Source organism: Adlercreutzia sp. CNCM I-6207, assembly GCF_977072305.1.
In genome coordinates this window covers 1-21369 of sequence record NZ_CDRVLZ010000008.1, presented here as the reverse complement: position 1 = coordinate 21369, position 21369 = coordinate 1, and the positions used below count along the sequence as shown (strand labels likewise).

The window sequence follows — 21369 nt, the reverse complement described above, 5'->3', positions numbered from 1 at the left end:
TTTTGATGGCGGGACTGCTGGCGCGCTAACAGAAATCGCTCGCGAACGAGAGCGTCTGGTTGCCCTGTGCGGGCAACTTCTTGTTGCGCCGTTTTTTCTCCGCGCCGCCCTTTGCAACTCGAAATCGCTGGCGCAACCCCATCCGCAACTGCACTCTAAAGAGGATCCGCCCTTTCCGCGCATCGCCTCTATATCCCGAAGGAGATTCCCGTGACTGAATTGTCCCCGCATTCCCGCACCGTCGCTGAAGAGGGCACCGACACCGCCCCCACGCCGCCCCTGAGTGCCGCCGGCCTGTCGCTGCCGAAGAACTGGCTCGCCATCATTGCGTTCATCTGGGCCGGTCAGGCTGCCTCCATGATAACGAGTTACGCCGCCGGTTACGCGGTGGTGTGGTACGTCACCGAGAGCACCGGCAGCGCCCTTATGCTGGCGGCCATGAACATAGCCGTCATGCTGCCTGTCGGACTCATCTCGCCCTTCGGAGGCATAGTGGCCGACAAGCACAACCGCAAGCTCATCATGATCGCAGCCGACGGAGCCGTGGGCATCATCTCACTGGTGGCGGGACTGCTTATTCTGGCTGGCGATGTGTCCATTCCGCTTTTGCTCGCCGTTTGCATCGCGCGGGCGGTGGGCCAAGCCTTCCACAGTCCGGCCATGATGGCGGCCATGCCCATGCTCGTGCCCGACAAGCACCTGCTGCGCATCAACACCCTGGATCAGCTGCTGGCCTCGGTCGCCTCCATCGGAGCGCCGGCCTTCGGCATCTTCTTATACACCACCCTCGGGTTCTCCTCGGTGATGTTCCTCGATTTCGCCGGTGCCTGCGTGGCCGTTCTGGGTCTGGCCCTGGCGAAGATTCCCACGGTGGTAGACGCAACGGCGAAGGAGCAGCACGTGCTGGCGAACTTGCGCGACGGCTGGCGCGCCATTGCGAAAACGCGCGGACTTGTGCTGCTGATCGGCGGCGTTACCATCGGCATGATGATCTTCGGGCCGCTGTCGGCGGTGTTCCCGCTCATGACCTACCAGCACTTCGGCGGCGATGGCTATGCAGCCTCCCTCGCCGAGGCGGCCTTCGGGGTGGGCATGCTCGTGGGGTCGGGCATCCTTATCGCTTGGGGCGGCGGCAAGCGCCTCGCGGGGCTCATCGCCGTGGCAGCCGTGGTCGTGGGCGTGGCCACCGTGGTCTGCGGGCTTCTGCCACCCGACGCCTTCCCGGCCTTTATCGGGCTGGTGGCTGTGATGGCCGTGGCCTGCGCTTGGTTCAACGGCCCCACCATGACGCTCACCCAACGCAACGTGCCCGACGATAAGATGGGCCGCGCCATGGGCTTGCTCACCGCCGCCATGGGGCTGGCCACCCCAGTAGGCATCGCCATCGGTGGCGTGCTGGCCGAAGCCATGGGCGTCGCCCCGTTCTTCATTATAGACGGCCTGGCCTGCCTGGTTCTGGGCCTCGCGTTGTACCTCCCGAAGTCCGTGCGCGCGCTGGATGCGGGGTAGCACCGCGGCGAGACCCCCTACCTGCTTTTTCGCGAAAGCGAGGGGGAAATGCCAGTTCGACCCAGAAATGGCAGGGCCGGATTTCCCCCCTCTGCCATAGCTGCCCTCAACTGGCATTTTTCTGCCACTTCAGACCCGTAATGGCAGAGGGCCCTCGAGCGCATCGACCATTACGGGGTCGAAGTGGCATTTACCTAAGGATTTCCGAAATCCGCGAAATTGCTGCACTCACTGAGTGCGCATTCTTGCCCTGTACTGCACTCATTGAGTGCATTTCCGGCCTCCGAACACGCTACTCCCCCAGGCTCATCTGCAGGACGTAGACGCGTTGGCGCAGCTCGTTGGCGACGGGCAGGGAGATTTCCCCGTGATCCTGCAAGTGCCGGATTTGGTCGAGCTCGATGGAAAGGGCGTCGGCGTCCACCTCGTCGGCGTAGCGGGCGGCCTCGGCGAACTGGCCCCCGAACAGGGGCTGCATGCCGTCGGGAAGCGTCTGGTGGTGGGTCAGCGTGATGTCGGGGCGATCCTGCTGCTTCACGTCCTGGCCGTGATTGATGCGGTTCCATAGCGAGTTCAACACCATGCGATGCTCTTCCAGCAGAAGCTGGGCCGCCGCCTGGCGTCCATCGTGCTGGTCGACGACGTCCTGCAAATAGTCAATGGCCGCATGCTCCAGCTCGATGGCGAACAGGCAGGTATCGTAGTAGACGCGCTCGTCCTGGTCGCTTTCCACCTCCGACGGCTTCGTGCGCTGCCACAGAAGCCGCGCCCGGCCGCGCAAGGTGGAGAACCGCGAGCCCACGTTCACGTCGGCGCCGTCGTAGCCCAGCGAGCGACGCACCTCGCGCAGCATGGCGTCGTAGGGCGCTCGCGTGCCGTTGTCGTAGCCGCCCTTCTCGTGGATGGCGCCAGCGGCCTTCTCCTGCACCTCGCGCACCTGGGTCGCCAGAGCGCCGATCTGCTGGCTGCACGTATCGTCCACCGACTCGCGCGCGCGGGCCAGGCGCACCCGGTAGTGAGCGATGGTCAGGCGCAAAGCCGGGTCGTACTGGGCGTTTTCGTCGGAGGCCAGCATGGCCTGCAGCTCGCGCAAGGTACCTTCCAGCACCCGGATGGCAGCGCGAGACAGCTCCTGTTCGTTGGAAGCTTCCGCCGCACGCGGCGAGAGCAGCGGCAGCAGCCCATCGGCTAGAAGCAACGTGCACAGAATGACGCTCGCCGTGAGGAACACGATAAGATCGCGCTCGGGAAAGGGCGTCGTGCCGTCGGGCATCGTGAGCGGCAGGGTGAAGATGATGGAAAGGGTGACGGCGCCCTTCGAACCGCCCACGGTAAGCACCAGCGCGTTCTTCAACAGGCTTCCGATGCGCTCGCGCCAATGGGGACGGCGATGGCGCAGATGCGGCGTGGGCGAAGGCTGGTTCGTCTCCACCGTTTCCACCTTCGACGCCTTCTTCCGCAACGTGCGCCTGCGGCTGCGACGACGGCCGACGCGATAGACCTCCTCCATGACGAGCACCCACCCGAAGCGGCACCCCACGATGAGCGCTGTGACCAGGGCCACCACGCCCAAAAGGAACGGCAGCGAGAAGTGGTCGGCGATGGCTGGCGTGAAGGCCTGGGGCAGCTGCATGCCCAGAAGAACGAATACCACCGAGTTGACGAGGAACACGATGATGCGCCAGAAGCTGCGGGACACCAGCTGGCGCTGGGCGATGGAAGCGGAGGTGAGGCGCTGGGAGCGGTCGGCCATGATGAGGCCGGCGGCCACCACGGCCAGAATGCCGGAGGTGCCGAGCCATTCGGCGAACAGATACACGAAAAACGGCGAGAACACCTCGTAGAGCACATTGATGGTGGTGCTCTCGTAGCCGCCGCGCCGCAGCGCACGCATGGAGTACAGCCCCACGACGCCCACGACCACGCCGGCCGCAATGCCACCGAGGAACAGGCGGCCAAACTCCTCGGCGGCGTCGAGAGCCGAGAAGGCGCCGGTGAGGGCGGCGGCGCTGGCGAACTGGAAGGCCACCACACCGGATGCGTCGTTGATGAGCGACTCGCCGGAGAGCAGTGTCCACTGACGCCTCTTCAGGCTGACCGACGACGCGAGCGCGCCCACAGCGGCGGCATCGGTGGGGGCCAGGGCGGCGGCGCAGGCGAAGGCGGCAGCCAACGGGATAGAGGGCACGAACCAGTTCAGCACGAAGCCCACCACGAGCACCGTGAGCAGCACGAGTCCCACGGCCAGCGACAGGATGGAGCCCTTGTTCTCCCACAGGTCGCGAGGGTTCGTCTCGCGGGCCTCGTTGAACAACAGCGGAGCGATGAACAGCACGAGGAACAACTCGGAGGAGATGCTCACGTCGTGGACGGCTGGAACGACCAGGGCCACCACCGCGCCGACGGCAATTTGCACAAGCGGCAGCGACAGCCGCGACACGATCTGGCACAGCACCGCCGACCCGATCACGCAGGCCAGCACGATGAGCGCCAATTCCAAAACCGCCACGCGCGCCTCCTTCCCCTCGCCGATGCGGGCGATGCGTTGCCCTCCCGCTTGCTCGCGTTTTCCTTATTGACGCTTGACGCCCTCCATTATGCCGAGCAGAGACGCGCTGCCCCACCGTCACGTCGCACCCGTCACGGCCCCGTCACGGCCCCGTCAAATCTGCCCTTGGGGAAGAGTCCGGACGCGCCATTCGGGAAGAAGCGCCTAGCTGCTTTTCGTGCGCTATAATTTCGCCATCGGAAAAGCCGCACTGAAACCGAGGAGGTCTCAATGGACGAGAACGTTCGCCCCGACGACATGGAGCGCATCACCACCCCCGAGCTGGCACAAGCGTTCATCGACGAACAGGTTGCCGCCATTCGCGAGCAGGTGGGCGACAAGAAGGTGCTGCTGGCGCTGTCCGGCGGCGTGGATTCCTCGGTGGTGGCGGCACTGCTCATCAAGGCCATCGGGAAGAACCTCGTGTGCGTGCACGTGAACCACGGGCTCATGCGCAAGGGCGAGTCCGAGCAGGTCATCGACGTGTTCCAGAACCAGATGGACGCGAATTTGGTGTACGTGGACGCCACCGACCGCTTCCTGGACCTTCTGGCTGACGTGGACGAGCCCGAGACCAAGCGCAAGATCATCGGCGGCGAGTTCATCCGCGTGTTCGAAGAGGAGGCCCGCAAGGTGGGCGACGAGGTTGATTTCCTCGCCCAGGGCACCATCTACCCCGACATTCTGGAATCGAAGGACGGCGTGAAGGCCCACCACAACGTCGGCGGCCTGCCGGAGGATTTGCAATTCGACCTGGTGGAGCCCGTGAAGCTGCTGTACAAGGACGAGGTGCGCGTCGTCGGCCGCGAGCTGGGACTGCCCGAGAACATGGTCGAGCGCCAGCCCTTCCCGGGCCCGGGCTTGGGCGTGCGCTGCCTGGGCGCCATCACCCGCGATCGCCTGGAAGCCCTGCGCGAGGCCGACGCCATCGTCCGCGAGGAAATGGAAGCGGCGAACGTGGGCGCCTGGCAGTACTTCGCCGTGGTGCCCGACATGCGCGCCACCGGCGTGCGCGACGGAGTGCGCGCCTACGAGTGGCCGGCCATCATCCGCGCTATCAACACCGTGGACGTCATGACCGCCGAGGTACCCGAGCTGGATTGGGCGCTCTTGAAGCGCATGACCGACCGCATCACCCACGAAGTCCCCGGCATCTGCCGCGTCTGCTACGACCTCACGCCCAAACCCGTGGGCACGGTCGAGTGGGAGTAAAACTCCGCGCCAGCGCACGATTAGACCAGCAAAACCCGAAGCGCTCCTCGGCACCTGCCAGGGAGCGCTTCTTGCATCCCGAGGGTCTCATAGTCTTCTAGGCAAAAGAAGACCCACCAGCAGATCCCCACGAGAGGCCGGCGGGTTTACTGTGGCGAATGCATCACCGGCACTTGAAGTTTAGCGAGGACGTCGACGGAGCGGATTTGCTGATTGTCGCAGGAGACGCATCGCCGTATCTTTCGAAGATGTTAGAGAGCCGTAAGGCGAATCGATGGCGACTGCAGCGTCGAGGTGGCATCATCATCCCATAGATCAGAAAGGAGCGACCCATGGGCAAGGGAAAAACGATGGCGATCACTGCAGTTGCCACGTGCGGTTTGGCGGCAGCCCTTATTCTTGCTGCTTCAATGACGAATCTATTCTTAGCTGGCGACTATTACGTAAAGATCGACAATGCCCATATTTCCGAGAACGAGTCGAGCGGCGGGGTCATCAACCTCGGATCGAGCGAGCCGTACCTATATAAGCTTGAGGCGGTCAACGCGGCGGGTGATAAGACCGAGATTGAATTCGGCGCCTCTCGGGAACTGCACCAGAACGCCTTCTTGAAGCTGGATCTTCAACCGATTCGCGGGGTCGTCAGGTGGTCGGAAATCTCAGAAGATTCGCTTCCGCCCAAGGTTGCAGAAGCCCTTGATTAGGTAGCGCAAAGCGGCATCTGCAGAATTAAGCAATCACACTGAATCTATGCCGATACATCAGTGTAATTGGCGGCCTACCCTTCCAGGGTGAGCAAAAGGCCCGCGAGTAGCAGGCCGATTGCGACGCCGGCAAAAAGTTTCACCACGACGCCGAGCGCTGGGTGCTTGCGGGCGAGACCTTCCGCATCGGGCTCGCCAACGACTCCGCTCTTGAGGAACCGGTCGATTTCCCGATAGGTGACGACGTCGTGCTTCTTCTTCAGGCGGTCCACCGCGATGGCCATGGCGAACCCGATGGCATAGAGCACGATAAACGTTGCCGCACCCGCGAGATTCCCCTTGCTCATGCGCGCGAACCCCGATGGCTCCGGCCATGCAAGCGAGAAGACAAGCAGAAAGAGGAAGGCCAGCCCCGAGAAGGCCAGCATCCCGATTGACAGCAGCTTCATCCTGCGCGCGTCCTCCGCGATGGCCTGCTGCATGGCGACCACGTCTCCCCTTACGAGCTCGTCGATGGAGATCTCGAACAGCTGGCTGAGAAGCAGGAGGCTCTGCACGTCCGGATAGGTCTTGTCATTCTCCCAATTCGAGATGGTCTGGCGCGACACGAAGATCGCCTTCGAGACCTCGTCCTGGGAAAGCCCCCGTTCCTCCCGCTTAGCCTTCAGCTGCCGAGCCAGTTCCATCGATCCCTTCCTTTCGATTGCGCGTTGGCGCGCCACGCCGCTTGTGCGCACCAAAATGATACCCCACAAGCCTTGCAAAATGATGCAGACGCACCTGTCAAAAGTCTTTTACAGGCCCTTTGAGCAGGTGTTTTGCCAGAGCGACCCATTTGCGGATACAGGGACGAATCGGCAGAATAATGCCCGCCAACGCAAACCCGAGTGAAAGGAATACGCCCATGAAGGAAAACGGCAAGCGCTTCATTCAGACTCACGCGCAGCAGGACGGCCTCGCTAACCGCACCTACGTCCTTGTCGACCGCGAGACGGGAGTGAATTACCTTCTGGCAGGCTTTCTCGCCTCTTCCGGCGTCAACTGCACCGGCATGACCATCCTCGTCGATTCATGCGGCAACCCCATTGTTACCCCTGTCGGGAAAAACGAGTAGACGCAACCCTGACAACGAAAGGAGCAGTAAGTATGGCCCGCGAAGAGAAGGTTTGGGAATATGCGGTGGATGCCGGCTTCACGCCACTGGAGGATCGGTGCATCATCGTCAAGGGCGCGGCAGGGGATCTGAGCGAGAAGATCGTCCGCTTCTTCGAGACGTGCGATGTGGCCGTCCTTCAGATGTGCGAGAACGAGCTCATCCTGCTTCCGTTCAGCCCCCTTTGGGCGACGCTGGAACGGGATGTCACGCTCGTGGTTCCCTATGAGGACATCGAATCCGTGAAACTCGTCGATGACCTGCTCAACGTGATCATCGACATCGAGACACGTGGCGGTGCCGTACGCCTCACCACCCAGCAAAAGGAGCTGAGCGACATTCGCCTGTCCGGCATATACGCCACCCAATATGCCGGTGGCTTCAAGAACTGGCACGCCGAAAACGTGAACCTCACCCTGCAAGCACTCAGCGAACTCGGCCACAAGACATCATGCGAATAGGTCTCACTCTGCTTAGGCGTCGCACGTTACTTCGCTGGCGGCAAAACCCTACACGTTCCCCGGCGAAAGGGCCTTTTCGTACCACAACGCTGGCGGATATATGAACAGACCCTCGCCCTCGGCCTGAGCGTCGACGACCCGAAAGCCTTCGCCGACTGCATTGCTAAAGCACTCACATGATTGTGATGAAGGCGGCCTCGCCTTCTGCAACACGAAAGAGGCCATCTTCAGCAGTCCGCCAAAATCGGCTTCATCCGCAATACGCTGATCAGGCATTTTCCTCGGACCTCTCAGCGCATCTTCTACCGCAAGCGGAAGCAGACGCTTATAACTCGAGATTTGCTGCAAAAACCGGGCGGTTCGTCGACCGGAAGGCCGGCAAAAGCAGACCCCCCGCCCTAGGACACATTGTATCGCCCGAATACGCGCCCAGGCTTTCTCGTCTGGGCCCTCTGCTCTTCGACGGTATACTGCGCTGGACAGAAAACCCCGGAACACCGGAGGGCGAACATGGCCACGCGGAAATTGCATACTATCGAGAAAAGGATAATTCCGTCCTCGGATCGGGATATACGGATTCTCATCATGCGGCCCACGAAAAACGCGCGACCGCGTGAAAGCACTCCGGGCATCCTGTGGCTCCACGGAGGGGGTCACCTTCACGGCATGCACCCAAAGATCCTGCTGCCCCATGCCCGCCTTCTAGTGGAAAAGTACGGCGCCGTGGTGGTGGCTCCGGAATACCGCACCGCATTCGAGAAGCCGTTTCCCGCCGACTTGGAAGACTGCTACGCCGCCCTGCTTTTCCTGAAGGTCCACGCCGACGAGCTGGGGATCAACGATGCGCAGATCATGGTGGGTGGGGAAAGCGCCGGGGGCGGCCTCACGGTGGCCACCTGCCTTTTGGCGCGAGATATCGGCGAGGTCAACATCGCCTTCCAGATGCCTCTCTACCCCATGCTGGACGACCGGGAAACCGCCTCGTCGCGAGACAACCATGCGCCGGTGTGGAACACGCGCACCAACCGGTTCGCCTGGAAGTACTATCTCCGCGGTTTGGGCGGCGTAACGCCCCCGTCCTACGCCGCCCCCGCCCGCGAGGCCAATTATGCGGGCCTGCCCCCTGCCTACGCCTATGTCGGCACTGAAGAGCCGTTCTATTGCGAGACGCTTGAGTACGTCGCGAACCTCAAACGCGCAGGCACAGAGGCTTCCGTAGACGTATACCCCCACTGGTTCCATGCCTACGACATGCTGCTCCCCTTCGCGAAGAAGTCGAAGGAAGCCGTGCGACATTTCGAAGAGCACTACCTCTACGCCACCGAGCACTATTTCGCCCCGCAAAGAATCCCTCCCTCTCTCGACTAAAATAGACCCTCAACCGAAAGAACCCAACTATGGATACTGATAAGAAGAAGGAGTTGCGCGCCGCCTACAAGGAACGCCCACGGGAAGCGGGCGTCGTCTTCGTCACGTGCGGCGCGACCGGCGAGATGTTCCTCGCGGACGTCGTAGACGCTCCGGCGGCGTTCAACCGAATGCGCTTTCAGCTGTCGTCGGGGCTTTACCCGGACAAGCGGCTGCAGGCCCTCTGGAACCAGCACGGCGAAAGCGCCTTCGAGTTCGGCGTGCTGCAGCGCCTCGACCCCAGCGATGCGGATGCGGACATCGCCGAGGAACTTGAAACGCTCCTCGACCTCTGCCTGGCCGAACATCCGGAAGCCACCAAACTGAAAGCCGCCCACGGCGCCCGACGCCGATAGGCTTCCTTAGGTTTTCGGGCAAGCGCGACTTTAGCGCATCGGCGCCCGCAGTGCCCACGTCGGTCAGCAAAGGGGTGCTTTTCTGCAGCAAATCGCCGGTTATGAGCGCCTCAACTTCGCACCCATGCGTACAGGTTCAGAGAAGGCCGGAGAAAGACCAGTTCACAGCTTCGCCCTTCTCGGACGGTCCACCCAATTTGCGTGGTTCGCGCCCCCGAGACGCTCATAAACGTCAATCTCATGCAAAAACCGAGCGGTTCGTCGACCGAGGCGCGACCAGACCGCTCCTTCCACAGATCTTGGCCGCTTAGAAATATCGTACGCAACAAGATGTTGCTTGAAAGGGGCAGAACGACCAGACAGAATGGACCCACGCTAAAACGCGGGCAACCACCCGGGGGCCCTGCAAGAAAGGACGAACATGGCGTTCAAGGAAACCCTTGCCGCGGCGCGGGAGCAGCGCGGCATGACCCAGCAAGATCTGGCCGAGAAGCTTTACGTCACCCGTCAGGCGGTGTCGCGATGGGAAAACGGCGAGACCGAGCCGTCCGTGGACATGCGAAAGCTCATTGCGACCGTGCTGGACGTGCCGGTCATCCAGCTCTTCGACATCGACGTGAGCCAGCTGTGCCAATGCTGCGGCACCCCCTTCACTGTCCCCAACATGCCCCACGGCACCGAGACCGACGGTACGGAGAACACGGCCTACTGCAAGTGGTGCTATGACGGCGGCCAATTCGCCTACCAAAGCGAAGACGAACTCATCGAGAAGACGGCCCCCTTCCTCATGGAGGCCACCGGCATGTCGCAAGAAGAGGCCGTCTCCTTCATGGGCGTCCTCGTCCCTCACCTGCAGCACTGGCAGAAGTAGCGCGCGAGCGACACCGGCGACCGACAGCGCGAATTTCCGGACATTCGCAAGACGGCCGAAACCGCCCTGCGAATGTTGCCCGAACGCATCGGGGAGGCCAGCGCTAGGCTTTCACCACCGGGAGCCAGACTTCGCTGCGGCTGTCGGGGGCGGTCATGCGCGGCGTGAAGTAACGCTCAACGTCGGTCTTGCTCTCCCAGCGATAGCCGGACGAGGGCAGCCACTCAGTCAGGATACGGTGCCACAGGTTGGTCATCGCCTCGGGCATGGGTCCCACGCATTCGAACACCGCGTAGGTGGCCGCTTCCACGGTGCGCTCCTCCATGCCCTCGGGACACGGGCGGTTCGTCGCGACGCAGGCCATGTAGCAGTCGAACGCGCCGTCGCGGCAGAACTGAACACCGAGCAGCCCAGCTGGCTCGCTGCCGTCCACGAGATCGAGAATCTCGTGCACGCGGGGTCCCAACTTCTCCCAGTAATCGACGGCCTTCTCCCCAGCATCTTCCACCTCCCACGTCCCGTTGTCGGACGGAATGCCAACGACGCGGAAGGCGCCCTGTTCAATGATGCGGTAATCCATTGCCTCTTCTCCTTTCACGGACAAGGTGAACACGAGGCGCGGGTAGAGCGTCAGCTTGATCTGCGGACGGCGAACGTCGCTGGGCGACACGCCATGCACGCGCCGGAACGCCCGAGCGAACGCCGTCGGCGAGTCGTAGCCGTAGCGCAGGGCCACGTCCACCACCTTCGCGTCCGTCGCCCGCAGATCCTGGGCTGCCCGAGTCACAGCGCGGCGACGGATGTATTCGGGCAGCGTCACGCCCGTCAGATAGGGGAACATCCGCTGCAGCTGATACTTCGAGCACACCGCAATGCGCGCAAGCACGTCCATATCGACCGTGCCATCCAAATGTTCCTCGATGTAGGCCATGGCGCGATTCAAATCTTCAAGCTGGCTCACTTCGCACCTCCTTACCCGATCAGAGTACCCATTGAACCACGCCCCTTCCTCTCCGTTCAAGTGCAACTTCGGCACGTCCGGCTCACGCTTCTGCCCCGCCTAAGCCGCGGTCGCTGCGGTTCCGTAGCGTCTCCCAGCGCTTTACTGTTTTGAACTTCTTTTACTGCCGTTTACTGTTTTGTCAAAGAGCAACAAGGTATCGCTACGAAGAGCCCGTCTCGTTCATGGGTGCTCTCGTCTCGCACCGGAAGTACTGGTAGAAGCAGCGCACGAGCAGCACCCCGACCGCTGCAGCACGGTATGCTATAGTCCTTAAAGCTTCATGCGTGCACGGAAGGAGCACAATGGCATTCCGCATCGAAGACATTGAGCTTGGCGACGACACGGGCCTGCTAGCCGAGCTGGTCGCCTGCTGGCGGGCTTCGGTTGAGGCAACGCACACGTTTCTCACGCCGGATGATATCGAGCGCATTGCGGCCTATGTGCCAGATGCGATTGCATCCGTCGCGCACCTGGCGGTTTGCCGGGACGAGAATGGCCAGGTCGTAGGCTTTATCGGTGTCGATGGCGCTATGATCGAGACGCTGTTCATCCACCCGTCCCTTCGCGGCTGCGGGCTGGGCTCACTCCTGCTCGACCATGCCGTAAGCGAGCACGGCGCCACCCTCGTGGATGTAAACGAGCAGAACGGCCAAGCCGTCGGCTTCTACGAGCACTACGGCTTCGAGGTGTTCGACCGCTCTGAAACCGACGGCATGGGCGACCCCTTCCCCATCCTGCATATGCGCCTGTGCCCTACTTCCCACGGGTCAGCTTGACCACATGGCGCGCGTAAACCACCGATAAGATGGCCGCTACCACTACAAAGGCGACCGCCAGGTACACGGTGGTCGAGAAACCTGCGCTGTAGGCCTGCGCTTTCGCCATGCCATCGGCCATCAGGCGGTGAACCTGCCCCGACATGAGACCGACGAAGAGCGCCGACGAAATAGATCCTGCGATCTGCACCAACGTGGAATGGATCGACGATCCACTTGCGGACAGCTCGGGCGCGAGCACCTCCAGATCGACGCTCTTAATCGCAGGATACTCGGTGCCGATTCCCGCGCACGCAAGCGCCATGCAGCCCACGATGGCCAGCGCAAGATCGAGCCGCGTGAGCACCGCAAGCGCCACGAACCCGACAAGGCACACGCCGAATCCGACGGGTACAAGCGGCCACACCCCCGCCTTCCCGAGCATCCGGCCGCTGACAAAGCACAGACCCGCATAGCACAGCGTCGCCGGAGCCAGCAAGCAACCAGCGATGAACGGCGTGAAACCCGCCACCCCTTCCAAATAAAGCGGAATGAGCAGACTGAGGTAAATTGAGCTCATATAGCTGAGAACGATGAGGGTCTCGCCCAGAGCATAGGTCTTGTTGCGAAGCGGACGCATGTCCAAAAGCGGATGGGCGAGGCGTCCTTGACGGTGGATGAACCACGCACACACGGCAATTCCCGCGATCATGAGCGCCACCATCGGCAGCGGGTTGCGCGTAACCTCGTTCAAGCCGATCATGAAGGCGGAAAGCCCCACGGCAATGAGCACGACGCTCAGCACGTCGACGGGCAACTTCTGACGCGGCATAATATCGACGATCGTGCGACGCGCAATGAAAAAGAGGACGAATGCCGTCACCGCGGGAATGGCGAACAGCACCCGCAACCCCCAATAGGTGATGACGAGACCTGAAACGATGGGAGCCACCGCAAGCCCTATTCCGATAATGCCGCTATTGATAGCGAGCAGGCGGCCGGCGCCGTTTTTAGGCGAAAGATTGAGCAGCGCTTCGTTCACCACGGGGAAATAAAGGCCGGTGGCAACGGCCTGAATGAGTCGCGCCGCCACCAAAGAGGGAAAATCCCAGGCCAGAACGCCGAGCAGCGAGCCGACGAACGACACGATCAGCCCGAAGAGCATGACCTTCCTCAAACCGAAGCGGTGGAGCGAGAGGGCTGCGAGCACAATGACAATACCCGCCACGATGGAATAGCCGAGCACCAGCAGGTTCGCCTCGGACAGGCTCACGTGGTACTCTGCCGAAACATAGTCGAGCGCGACGTTCATGAGCGACTGCATCAAAGAGGCAAGCAGGTTGCACGCGAACAGCACCACGATCATCGCCTGGCGGTGTTTTGCGGTCTGCTTGTTTTGAACAGCCATATCAGCTACTCCATTCTATATTGCGGCCGGCTAAAGCCAGGCGCCTTCGCACGTGGCGCCCCGGCAGTCGACGCACCTCCACCGCCGGCGACTACGTCCGAGGCCGCCGCAGCGTGTTTCGCCGCAGCATGTTTCGTCGCAGATGCTTCCGCGCCAACGCGCCGAAAGCACGTTGCGCTTTGTACCAAGAAGTCATAGTACGAGAGAGCGTTCGCGCAACTTGCCGAGAGTGCGATATGGTTGTGCAGCTGTAAGCTGGCCTAGATGCCCAGCCGATCCGCGAGCTCTGTTAGCGAATCGCACATGAGCGTGGGACGCTCGGCCGCCAGGGCCTCGCATGGGAACATGCCCCAGAGAGCGGCGGCGGTAGCGCAGCCAGCAGCGTTGCCAGCTTGGATGTCGAAGGGACTGTCGCCCACGTAAAGACCGCATTCTGGCGCCACGCCCAAAAGCTCGCAGCCTCGCAGAATGGGGCCGGGAGCTGGCTTATGCTCGGGCCAATCGTCATGGCCGATGAGGAATTGGAAGTGGTCTGCGATACCGCTCATTTCGAGCCCGCGCTGGGCCATGGCATGGCGCTTCGAGGTGACCACGCCCATCGGGATACCCGCCGCCTGAAATCGCTCGAGCGCCGCCTTCGTGTCGCCGAAGGCGCGAATGCGCGCATCGTGGACGCCGTCATTGTGGTCGCGGTAGATTTGCGTGATCTCGGTAGCGCGAGCCGCGTCGCCTCCCGTGAAATGCAGCATCTGATCGTAGAGCGGCGTGCCAACCCCCGCCATTAGCTCGGCGTCATCAAGCGAGCAGCCCAGCACGTCGTTCACGGCATAGCGCATCGAAGCGAGAATGATGTCGTAGGTGTCGATCAGCGTGCCATCCGCATCGAACAGCACGCCTTGAATGTCGTTCATGGAAGCCTTTCAGAAAGGTTGGAAAACAGGTTATCGCCATTGTAGAGCAAGCGAACCGCACAACCCTTCAGCAAAGCCAGACTCGCAAACAAGCTCGCTTCTGAAATGGCCCCAAGCATGCAATATAATGGCATTCGCAATCAAACGCCGAGAAAGGCATCTCCCTATGGACACCCCTTCGCACCCATCCATTACCCTTTCCGCAGAACAGCGCATCGAGAACGGCGTTGTCTACACTGACGACGTAGCCCGGCAGCGCGCCATTGCCTACGACATGCTGCGGGAGTTCTCCGCCAAGAGGGCGGCCTACTATCGCGACAGCTCTAAGATCAACCTCAAGAAACTGCTTGGCAAAGATGTCATCATGTTCGCCGCCCGCGGCGTTGCCACCGCTGAAGAGTTCGTGCTTGAGGCGTTCCGCGCCTGCGAAAGCTCCAGCGAGGAAACGGTCATGGGCAACCTGTGGCAGGCACTGATTGCGGCTATCTCCTCCGACACCCTCGACACGGGGGATATGATGACGGTACGTGACGGAGCCCTTTACGTATGCGAGCTCAAATCGCAGGTCAACACCACCAATTCGGCATCGTTCCCCCAGGAGCTCCGTGAACTGAAAGACAAGTGCGAGACTCAGCGACGATTCAAGCGCGCCAGCAACCAACAAGTGCTGCCAGCGTTCTGCGTGCTGCGCCACAACAAGGCCATCGATGAGATACGCACCTACCAGCCCGACGAGCGCGATCAGGCCAACCGGGACATCGCCGGGTTCCAATACCGGTATCTGACGGGGGCGGCTTTTTGGCAATGGCTTACCGGTTTCGACTCCGTCGAGGGTCTTATCGACGACGTTTCCCGCATCGAGATCGGCGATGTCCGCCAGGCGCGTCAAGAGTGCATCGACCGGCTGCAGGAAGAGATGCGCCGAGCCCTCGAGGAAAACTCCCTTGGCGACACTATGAACGACGTCCAACTGCTCAAGCAGCGGCTTTGCTAGTCCGAGAGCCGCGTCATATCCCTCCAGAGAACAGGCGCAGCCATGTCGGAAATCATCGCGCGACAGGCGCCTGCCACGTTTCGTCGTTGGTCAATCGATAGCGAGAATGGCGGAAATCGGCAAATCGTTCGTCGGGCTCGTCCCCGTTCATGTCCCCGACAATCGCCCGCCCAATGGCCTCGCCAAGCGCCACCGGCACCGCATTGCCGATTTGCTTGTACATATCCGCAACATTCCCGCAGATACGCCAATCGTCGGGAAAGCCCTGAACGCGCTTGTACTCCTCCACCGAAAGCGGGCGATCTTCCGTAGGATGGCACAGATCCGTCGCCGGCATCGTCGGAGAGGTGACCAGCGTCGGAGACGGACGATCGAATCGTATGCGCCGATAGAACCCCGTCTTGCCACCCGACAGTTCAAAGGCCTTCCCCATGGCATCACGCTGCACAGCCACGGGCAGATCTTTCCAATACTCCCCCTCTTTGAGCATTCTAAAGTACTTGAGACGCTTCTCGGGGAAATCGGTATGCTGCATGGGGCGCGCCTTCAAATCCCCCACGACCTCGCCGAACGTTTTCCACGGCGGAAGCCCGTGCTGCCCATCGCACTCGTGAGTGGGCGTCAAATAAGGGGCTTTGCTTTCTCCCCGCTTTCCGATAAGCACAACGCGTTCCCGAATCTGAGGCGCACCAAAATTCGCAGCGTTATACAAATTGAAGCTCACGGAATACCCCGCCTCCTCCAATTTGCGGAGAATGACGTGCAGCGCACCCCCTTTTACCGGCTGCCCGTGTCGCTCAACAGCATAGGGAGCCGAAAGAAGCCCGCGCACATTTTCTATTACCAGGTACGTAGGTTTTATTTCTGAAGCCAGTTCAAGGTACTTCAGGAACACATTGCCCCGCGCGTCGTCAAACGCTCGTCGAGCACCTGCCGTGCTGAAAGCCTGGCAGGGAGGGCCACCGAACATGACATCGACCTTCGCATTCGATTCCAAACCGGCCATCTGAAGGATCTCCGTTGCCGAGTACTGGTTGATGTCGCCGATCAGGGCGCCATACGGACGCATTGCCTGAATGGTCATCCTGCATTTGCGATCGTTTTCGCAATAGAGAAGCGGCTCAATGCCCGCAGCCTCCATGCCCAGATCAAGGCCGAGCGCCCCCGAAAAGAAGCTAAGCGCCACTATTCCCGGCTTTTCGCTCATCAAGCACCCATGATCCTTAGGCTCTGGGACGAGATTGTTGTCCCGCATGTAGTCCCGCAGCGCTTCTTCGCGAAGGACCCATTTGTTGCCGACTTTTTGGGCTGGCAGTTTTTCCTCTCGGATGAGCCGCGTCACCGTCTGTTTGGTAACGCCGATTGAATCTGCCGCGTCATCTACCGAAAGAAGACTTTCCTGCTTCTCCGAAACCATCTATCTCAACATTCTTTCTATTTGGAAAATTTTTCAGACCATATTATCACAGAGCGGCTCTCGCGTAACCAGGGAGACGGCAGCTGGACGAACGCGCTCGCTCTTCCCCCACAGTTTGCCAACGACCGTAGCAAGAGTCCGACAACCACACACCAGCCGGCGTACCATGAGGAAAACTCTCCCCAAGGAGCGAGGAGCGCGCCATGATAACCCGTCTCACCTTCGATCAGATCAGCACCGCCGTGCACGACGCCTACGAAGCCTGCAAGGACATCAAGGGCGGCCAAAATGCCCACTACATTCCCTATCTCGCCAACGTGAATTCCGACCTGTTCGGCATCAGTCTGTGCCTGCCGGACGGCCGGCTCATCTCTGCGGGCGACACCGACTACCGCTTCGGCATTGAATCGGTCTCGAAAGTGCACACGGCTATTCTGGCACTGGAACAGCACGGCGCGCAGGCGATCCTCGACGACATCGGCGCCGATGCCACGGGGCTGCCGTTCAACTCCATCTTCGCCATCCTGCTGGAAAACGACCGACCCTCCACGCCGCTCGTGAACGCCGGCGCCATCGCGGCCTGTTCGCTCGTCAAGCCCCACGGCGATGCCGATGGGAAATGGAAGGCCATCTTCGACAACATGACCGCTCTTTTAGGAAGCAAGCCCCAACTCATCGACGAGCTGTACCATTCCGAATCCGCCACGAACTTCGACAACCGCTCCATCACCTGGCTGCTGCAGGAGTACGGCCGCATCTACGACGACCCGGAGATGTCGCTCGACCTGTACACGCGCCAGTGCTCACTGGGCGTGACGGCCGAGCAGCTGGCCATCTCGGCGGCCACCATCGCCGACGACGGCGTGAACCCCCTCACGAAGAAGCGCGTGTTCGGCGCAGCGCTCACTTCCAAGGTAGTCGCGCTTATGAGCGCCGTCGGTTTCTACGAGCACTCGGGCGACTGGCTGTATGCCACGGGACTGCCCGCGAAGACCGGCGTGGGCGGCGCCGTCATCGGCGTCATGCCCGGGCTTTTCGGCGTGTGCGCCTTCGCGCCGCCGCTGGATGACGCGGGCAATTCCGTGAAGGCCCAGGCGGCGCTCAAGCACCTGATGAAGAGCCTGAACCTGAACGTCTTCTCCAACACCCACTTCGATCTCGTCGAAGCCTAGGGTCGGGTACAATTCCTGGAAAGCCCCAAGGCCCCAAGCGATTGGATGCGGAAAGGACGTGCCATGGTCGGCGACCAAACGGAACGCGACATTGAGCAGCTGCGCCGGTGGATTGACGAGTGCGCGCCGGGCCGCATGGTGTTCTTCGGGGGTGCCGGCGTGTCCACAGAAAGCGGCATCCCCGATTTCCGCAGTGCCGACGGGCTCTACGCCCAGCGCTACCCCTACCCGCCCGAGACCATGGTATCCCGCAGCTTCTTCGACGCCCATCCCCGCGAGTTCTTCGACTTCTACTGCGACCGCATGCTGGCCCTGGACGCTGCGCCCAACGCCGCCCATCGCAAGCTGGCCGAGCTGGAGCGGCAGGGAGCGCTTTCAGCCGTCGTGACCCAGAACATCGACGGGCTGCACCAGAAGGCCGGCAGCCAGAACGTGCTGGAGCTGCATGGCAGCGTGTGGCGCAACTTCTGCATGGGCTGCGGTGCGCCCTACACCGTGGAGGAGCTGCTGGCCCTGCGCGAGCAGAGTCCCGACGGCGTGCCGCGTTGCGCGCACTGCGGCGCCATCGTGAAGCCGGACGTGGTGCTGTACGAGGAGCCGTTGGACGACGCCACCGTGACAGCGGCCGTGCGCGCCATAGCCAGCGCCGACCTGCTCGTGATCGCCGGCACAAGTCTGGTGGTGTACCCAGCCGCGGGCCTCATCGATTATTTCTGCGGCGACCACTTGGTCATCATCAACCGCACCCCCACCCCGCGCGACGCCCACGCCGACCTCTGCATTGCCGCCAACGTCGGCGACGTGCTGGGATATTAGCTATGCGGAAGATTCTAAAAGCGCGGGCGCTTCTCGCTCTCGCACTGGCGGCGCTCCTGTGCCTGTCGGGCTGCGGGTTTGCGTCCGGCGAAAGCGGAAGCGCACCTTCCCAGGATACGACCTCCGTCGAAACCGTCTCGTACCTCACCTTCCGCACTGAGGATAAACTGCAGCAGCACTTCGAAAAGCACGGCCAGGAGACCGGTTGTGCCACGGCCGAGGAATACCTCGCCGCCGCCAACGCCGTCGTCGCCAACCCAGCCGCCCTCCACAAGCTGCAAGCCGAGGACGGCGACGACCTCTACTTCCTGGAATCCACCGGCGAGTTCGTCGTCGTATCCCCCGCCGGCTATATCCGCACCTACTACCTAACCGACCGCGACTATTTCGAGAGGCAATAGGGTCATGCCATTCCCAGCTTAGCTGTCGATATCGAAGTAATCCCTGTCGATTCCTTTGATCTCATAGGTATGCCGCACCGACACACCGACATTGTGCGCAATCATCAGGCGCGCAAGCTGATCTCCATCGACAAGCACAAGCTTCACAGCATGTTGCATGCCCGCATATTCAAGCGCGCCTTTTGAAAACCGCGCTGCTGTGATGAAGAGGCCTTTCGTTGCTCCCGTGCCCGTCAGCGCTCCCACGAACGCTTGAAGATCGGGGCGTCCAACACTTGCATTCAAGTCCCATCGCTTTGCCTGGATATAGATGTTGTCGAATCCCAGCTTATCTTCGCGAATCACCCCGTCAATGCCTCCATCATTCGAAAGAGGGGTAACCGAGCCCGAATCGTCGAGCGAGTCGCCATATCCCATGGCGAGCAAAAGCTGAACAACGAGACGCTCGAAGAACGCCGGCGATTGCTGCATAATGGCTTCGAGGATATCCGACACCAACGCCGTCTCAATACTGCGAAATGCCTCATCTATCGTGTCTTCCGGAGACTCGTTCTCTTCGACAGTCATAGGCTGGGCGACCGTCTCCTTGGTCTCTTTCGCGGAGACGTCTTTTCCCTTGCGGCTCCGATTTAGGAAGTCGCAGAACTCAGGAAACTGCATGAGCGCTTGACGGTCGAGCTTTTCGACACCGCTGTTGACCAGGTCGAGCCCTCGCTGGGTGACCAGGTAGGTCCCCCTCTTTGGCGATTCGATGCATTTTGCCTGCTTAAGATAAGTGCAGGCCCACAGCATATTGTTGGCATAGCGTTCGAACCCACTCGAAATCGTTTCAGCCACTTCGTTGTCGCTCAAACCCCAGTAGTCGATAACAAACCGCCGAAGCTGCTTGCTCGTCACAGTGTCTCCAGGCGTCTCCGCAATACGCCGCAGAACCGGAACCATCATCTCATCATACTTTGGAACTGGCATAGACCATCCTCCCCTTGCACGAAAGACATTGCGTCAAAACTCAAGCGGTTCATCCATTGGGTCGAACAGCTCAACAAAAAGCCCAATGTTTCGCAAAAGTATCCCCACCTTAGCTTCCTGCTTTTGGGTTAGTGAACTTTTGTCTCTTTTATTGAACATGTCCACCATGAACTCATAATCGTTACGAGGATCGTTTCCATTGTATTTGTTAGGCCGAAACGCTCCCTTAATATAGAGGAATCTGAGCAGTCTTCTTGTGAAATAAATGCTATTGAGTGCAATCGACTTTGTAACTCTAATTTTGTTTTTCAATCTGATGTAATCTTGCCAACACTGCAACTCATCTGCCAGAGCATCATGTTCGAATTTCTTTATACAGCTCGATCCTATTGGATAGAGAATATTTCCATTAATTACATTTCGAATCGTGAATAGATACCGTAGATTCTCTTTTCCACAAATACACGCCTCAGTCAAACTTGAATCCTCTACATATCCCACGATTTCCCATTCATCAACAGCCTTTTCCCAACTTTTTGCTTCAGATGCATCCAAAACACGCCCTATGAGCGCGTAACTATTTTTCGCCATTACCGTGAAACCTCCAACCCGCCAACCTAAACCAAGACCGTCTGCTCAAAACGCCATCACCGATACAATATAAGTGCGACGCTGTATGCAAGCAAGCTTGTAGGTGCCCCTAAATGACCATTTAGCTGCCTGAGACCGATCCGCGAAATGTCAATCTCGCCGGACATGAGCCTGGGGAGAAGAGCGTCACGTAGTTGTTCTAGGGCCTGCATCTCATCATCATTTCGGCGAATCATCGCATCAATGGGTTCAAGCAGGGACTGGAGATGAGCTATGCCATCATTGCTCGGAAGGTAGACGGAGAGCTCCTTCAAGGCTTTTCCGTTGATAGAACCAAACACGGTGCCATCGCCATTGAATGTATCGAGTTGCCGCTTCTGAGCTCGCATGAGATAGTGAACGAAGCTCTGATTGCTTCCTGAATGTATAGCAGCAAGGCCCCGACCGATGCAGCAGTCTTCGGCTGCAATGTTTAAGTCACCAACAGGCGCGCGAACACTTACGAGAATGTCGCCTTCTCGCGCCATACGTTTCGGTTCAGTAGTGAAAAGATGCCTGCGCGGAAAAAACGACCCGAACTCACCACGTCCCTGATAAAAAACTTCACCGTGGTGCCTCCTGCGCGCTTGTCCGATGATGATTCCGCGCGTCGCCGATACTCATTCCACGCGTTGCCGATAGCCTAAGGCTCTTTCCTCCTCCACTTCCTTT

General features: G+C 60.4%; 22 protein-coding genes. 13 read left to right on the top strand and 9 right to left on the bottom strand.

Going from position 1 to position 21369, the window contains the following annotated elements; translation table 11 throughout:
* The first annotated feature begins 210 nt into the window (after positions 1–210).
* Positions 211–1509: an MFS transporter gene (locus ACW4QM_RS05530; protein WP_302148137.1), complete on the top strand. Its 1299-nt coding sequence runs from the start codon at positions 211–213 to the stop codon at positions 1507–1509.
* 292 nt (positions 1510–1801) lie between these two features.
* On the opposite strand, the gene ACW4QM_RS05525 is transcribed toward ACW4QM_RS05530, so the two are convergent.
* Entirely contained in the window at positions 1802–4018 is a 2217-nt protein-coding gene (locus ACW4QM_RS05525; RefSeq protein WP_161128116.1) for a cation:proton antiporter, read from the bottom strand.
* 270 nt (positions 4019–4288) lie between these two features.
* Here ACW4QM_RS05525 and guaA point away from each other — a divergent pair, with 270 nt between their 5' ends.
* A complete protein-coding gene (gene guaA / locus ACW4QM_RS05520; RefSeq protein ID WP_114548538.1) occupies positions 4289–5269 on the top strand; it encodes a glutamine-hydrolyzing GMP synthase in 981 nt (326 codons plus the stop codon).
* Positions 5270–5601: 332 nt separating this feature from the next.
* On the top strand, positions 5602–5973 hold the full coding sequence (locus ACW4QM_RS05515; protein WP_114540066.1) for a YxeA family protein: 372 nt from the start codon (positions 5602–5604) through the stop codon (positions 5971–5973).
* 74 nt (positions 5974–6047) lie between these two features.
* Here ACW4QM_RS05515 and ACW4QM_RS05510 read toward each other — a convergent pair whose 3' ends face one another.
* The gene (locus ACW4QM_RS05510) at positions 6048–6659 is read right to left on the bottom strand and encodes a helix-turn-helix transcriptional regulator (RefSeq protein ID WP_161128115.1); all 612 of its coding nucleotides are present in this window, start codon (positions 6657–6659) and stop codon (positions 6048–6050) included.
* 218 nt (positions 6660–6877) lie between these two features.
* On the opposite strand from ACW4QM_RS05510, the gene ACW4QM_RS05505 reads away from it, so the two are divergent.
* The 5 genes from ACW4QM_RS05505 (at position 6878) to ACW4QM_RS05485 (ending at position 10221) form a co-directional block, all read left to right on the top strand.
* Positions 6878–7087, top strand: coding sequence for a DUF6440 family protein (locus tag ACW4QM_RS05505; protein WP_173114773.1), 210 nt, complete (start codon positions 6878–6880; stop codon positions 7085–7087).
* A 32-nt stretch (positions 7088–7119) separates the two neighbouring features.
* Positions 7120–7587 carry a hypothetical protein gene (locus ACW4QM_RS05500; protein ID WP_114540064.1) on the top strand — a complete coding sequence of 156 codons (468 nt, stop codon included), beginning with the start codon at positions 7120–7122 and terminating at the stop codon, positions 7585–7587.
* A 510-nt stretch (positions 7588–8097) separates the two neighbouring features.
* The gene (locus ACW4QM_RS05495; protein WP_337193234.1) at positions 8098–8955 is read left to right on the top strand and encodes an alpha/beta hydrolase; all 858 of its coding nucleotides are present in this window, start codon (positions 8098–8100) and stop codon (positions 8953–8955) included.
* 29 nt (positions 8956–8984) lie between these two features.
* Positions 8985–9350: a GIY-YIG nuclease family protein gene (locus tag ACW4QM_RS05490; protein ID WP_114540061.1), complete on the top strand. Its 366-nt coding sequence runs from the start codon at positions 8985–8987 to the stop codon at positions 9348–9350.
* Between the two features lie 421 nt (positions 9351–9771).
* Positions 9772–10221: a zinc ribbon domain-containing protein gene (locus ACW4QM_RS05485; protein ID WP_161128114.1), complete on the top strand. Its 450-nt coding sequence runs from the start codon at positions 9772–9774 to the stop codon at positions 10219–10221.
* A gap of 103 nt (positions 10222–10324) precedes the next feature.
* Here the strand turns inward: ACW4QM_RS05485 and ACW4QM_RS05480 are convergent, their stop codons facing one another.
* The gene (locus ACW4QM_RS05480; protein WP_161128113.1) at positions 10325–11182 is read right to left on the bottom strand and encodes an AraC family transcriptional regulator; all 858 of its coding nucleotides are present in this window, start codon (positions 11180–11182) and stop codon (positions 10325–10327) included.
* A gap of 344 nt (positions 11183–11526) precedes the next feature.
* Here ACW4QM_RS05480 and ACW4QM_RS05475 point away from each other — a divergent pair, with 344 nt between their 5' ends.
* Complete coding sequence (locus ACW4QM_RS05475; RefSeq protein WP_161128112.1) at positions 11527–12000, top strand: GNAT family N-acetyltransferase; 474 nt, start codon at positions 11527–11529, stop codon at positions 11998–12000.
* Here the strand turns inward: ACW4QM_RS05475 and ACW4QM_RS05470 are convergent.
* Together ACW4QM_RS05470 and ACW4QM_RS05465 are read right to left on the bottom strand one after the other, a co-directional pair.
* Positions 11978–13387 carry an MFS transporter gene (locus tag ACW4QM_RS05470; protein WP_237974545.1) on the bottom strand — a complete coding sequence of 470 codons (1410 nt, stop codon included), beginning with the start codon at positions 13385–13387 and terminating at the stop codon, positions 11978–11980. The genes ACW4QM_RS05475 and ACW4QM_RS05470 overlap by 23 nt on opposite strands.
* Positions 13388–13647: 260 nt before the next feature.
* Positions 13648–14298: an HAD family hydrolase gene (locus ACW4QM_RS05465; RefSeq protein WP_237974544.1), complete on the bottom strand. Its 651-nt coding sequence runs from the start codon at positions 14296–14298 to the stop codon at positions 13648–13650.
* Between the two features lie 166 nt (positions 14299–14464).
* Here ACW4QM_RS05465 and ACW4QM_RS05460 point away from each other — a divergent pair, with 166 nt between their 5' ends.
* On the top strand, positions 14465–15292 hold the full coding sequence (locus ACW4QM_RS05460; protein WP_455798254.1) for a PmeII family type II restriction endonuclease: 828 nt from the start codon (positions 14465–14467) through the stop codon (positions 15290–15292).
* A gap of 52 nt (positions 15293–15344) precedes the next feature.
* Here the strand turns inward: ACW4QM_RS05460 and ACW4QM_RS05455 are convergent, their stop codons facing one another.
* Positions 15345–16709: a DNA cytosine methyltransferase gene (locus ACW4QM_RS05455; protein WP_455798253.1), complete on the bottom strand. Its 1365-nt coding sequence runs from the start codon at positions 16707–16709 to the stop codon at positions 15345–15347.
* A gap of 203 nt (positions 16710–16912) precedes the next feature.
* Between ACW4QM_RS05455 and glsA the strand changes: the two genes are divergently transcribed.
* From glsA to ACW4QM_RS05440, 3 genes are all read left to right on the top strand, one after another.
* Complete coding sequence (gene glsA, locus ACW4QM_RS05450; protein WP_455798252.1) at positions 16913–17881, top strand: glutaminase A; 969 nt, start codon at positions 16913–16915, stop codon at positions 17879–17881.
* Between the two features lie 63 nt (positions 17882–17944).
* Positions 17945–18697 (top strand): NAD-dependent protein deacylase, encoded by a 753-nt coding sequence (locus ACW4QM_RS05445; protein ID WP_455798251.1) that lies wholly within the window; start codon positions 17945–17947, stop codon positions 18695–18697.
* A gap of 2 nt (positions 18698–18699) precedes the next feature.
* Positions 18700–19098, top strand: coding sequence for a hypothetical protein (locus ACW4QM_RS05440; RefSeq protein WP_455798250.1), 399 nt, complete (start codon positions 18700–18702; stop codon positions 19096–19098).
* An 18-nt stretch (positions 19099–19116) separates the two neighbouring features.
* Here the strand turns inward: ACW4QM_RS05440 and ACW4QM_RS05435 are convergent, their stop codons facing one another.
* From ACW4QM_RS05435 to ACW4QM_RS05425, 3 genes are read right to left on the bottom strand one after another with little or no spacing between them, the layout of a single operon-like run.
* Positions 19117–20067, bottom strand: a complete 951-nt coding sequence (locus ACW4QM_RS05435; protein ID WP_455798249.1) for a restriction endonuclease — start codon at positions 20065–20067, stop codon at positions 19117–19119.
* A 33-nt stretch (positions 20068–20100) separates the two neighbouring features.
* Positions 20101–20658 (bottom strand): hypothetical protein, encoded by a 558-nt coding sequence (locus ACW4QM_RS05430; RefSeq protein WP_418379560.1) that lies wholly within the window; start codon positions 20656–20658, stop codon positions 20101–20103.
* Positions 20659–20714: 56 nt separating this feature from the next.
* Positions 20715–21185, bottom strand: coding sequence for a restriction endonuclease subunit S (locus ACW4QM_RS05425; protein ID WP_455798248.1), 471 nt, complete (start codon positions 21183–21185; stop codon positions 20715–20717).
* Positions 21186–21369: the final 184 nt, after the last annotated feature.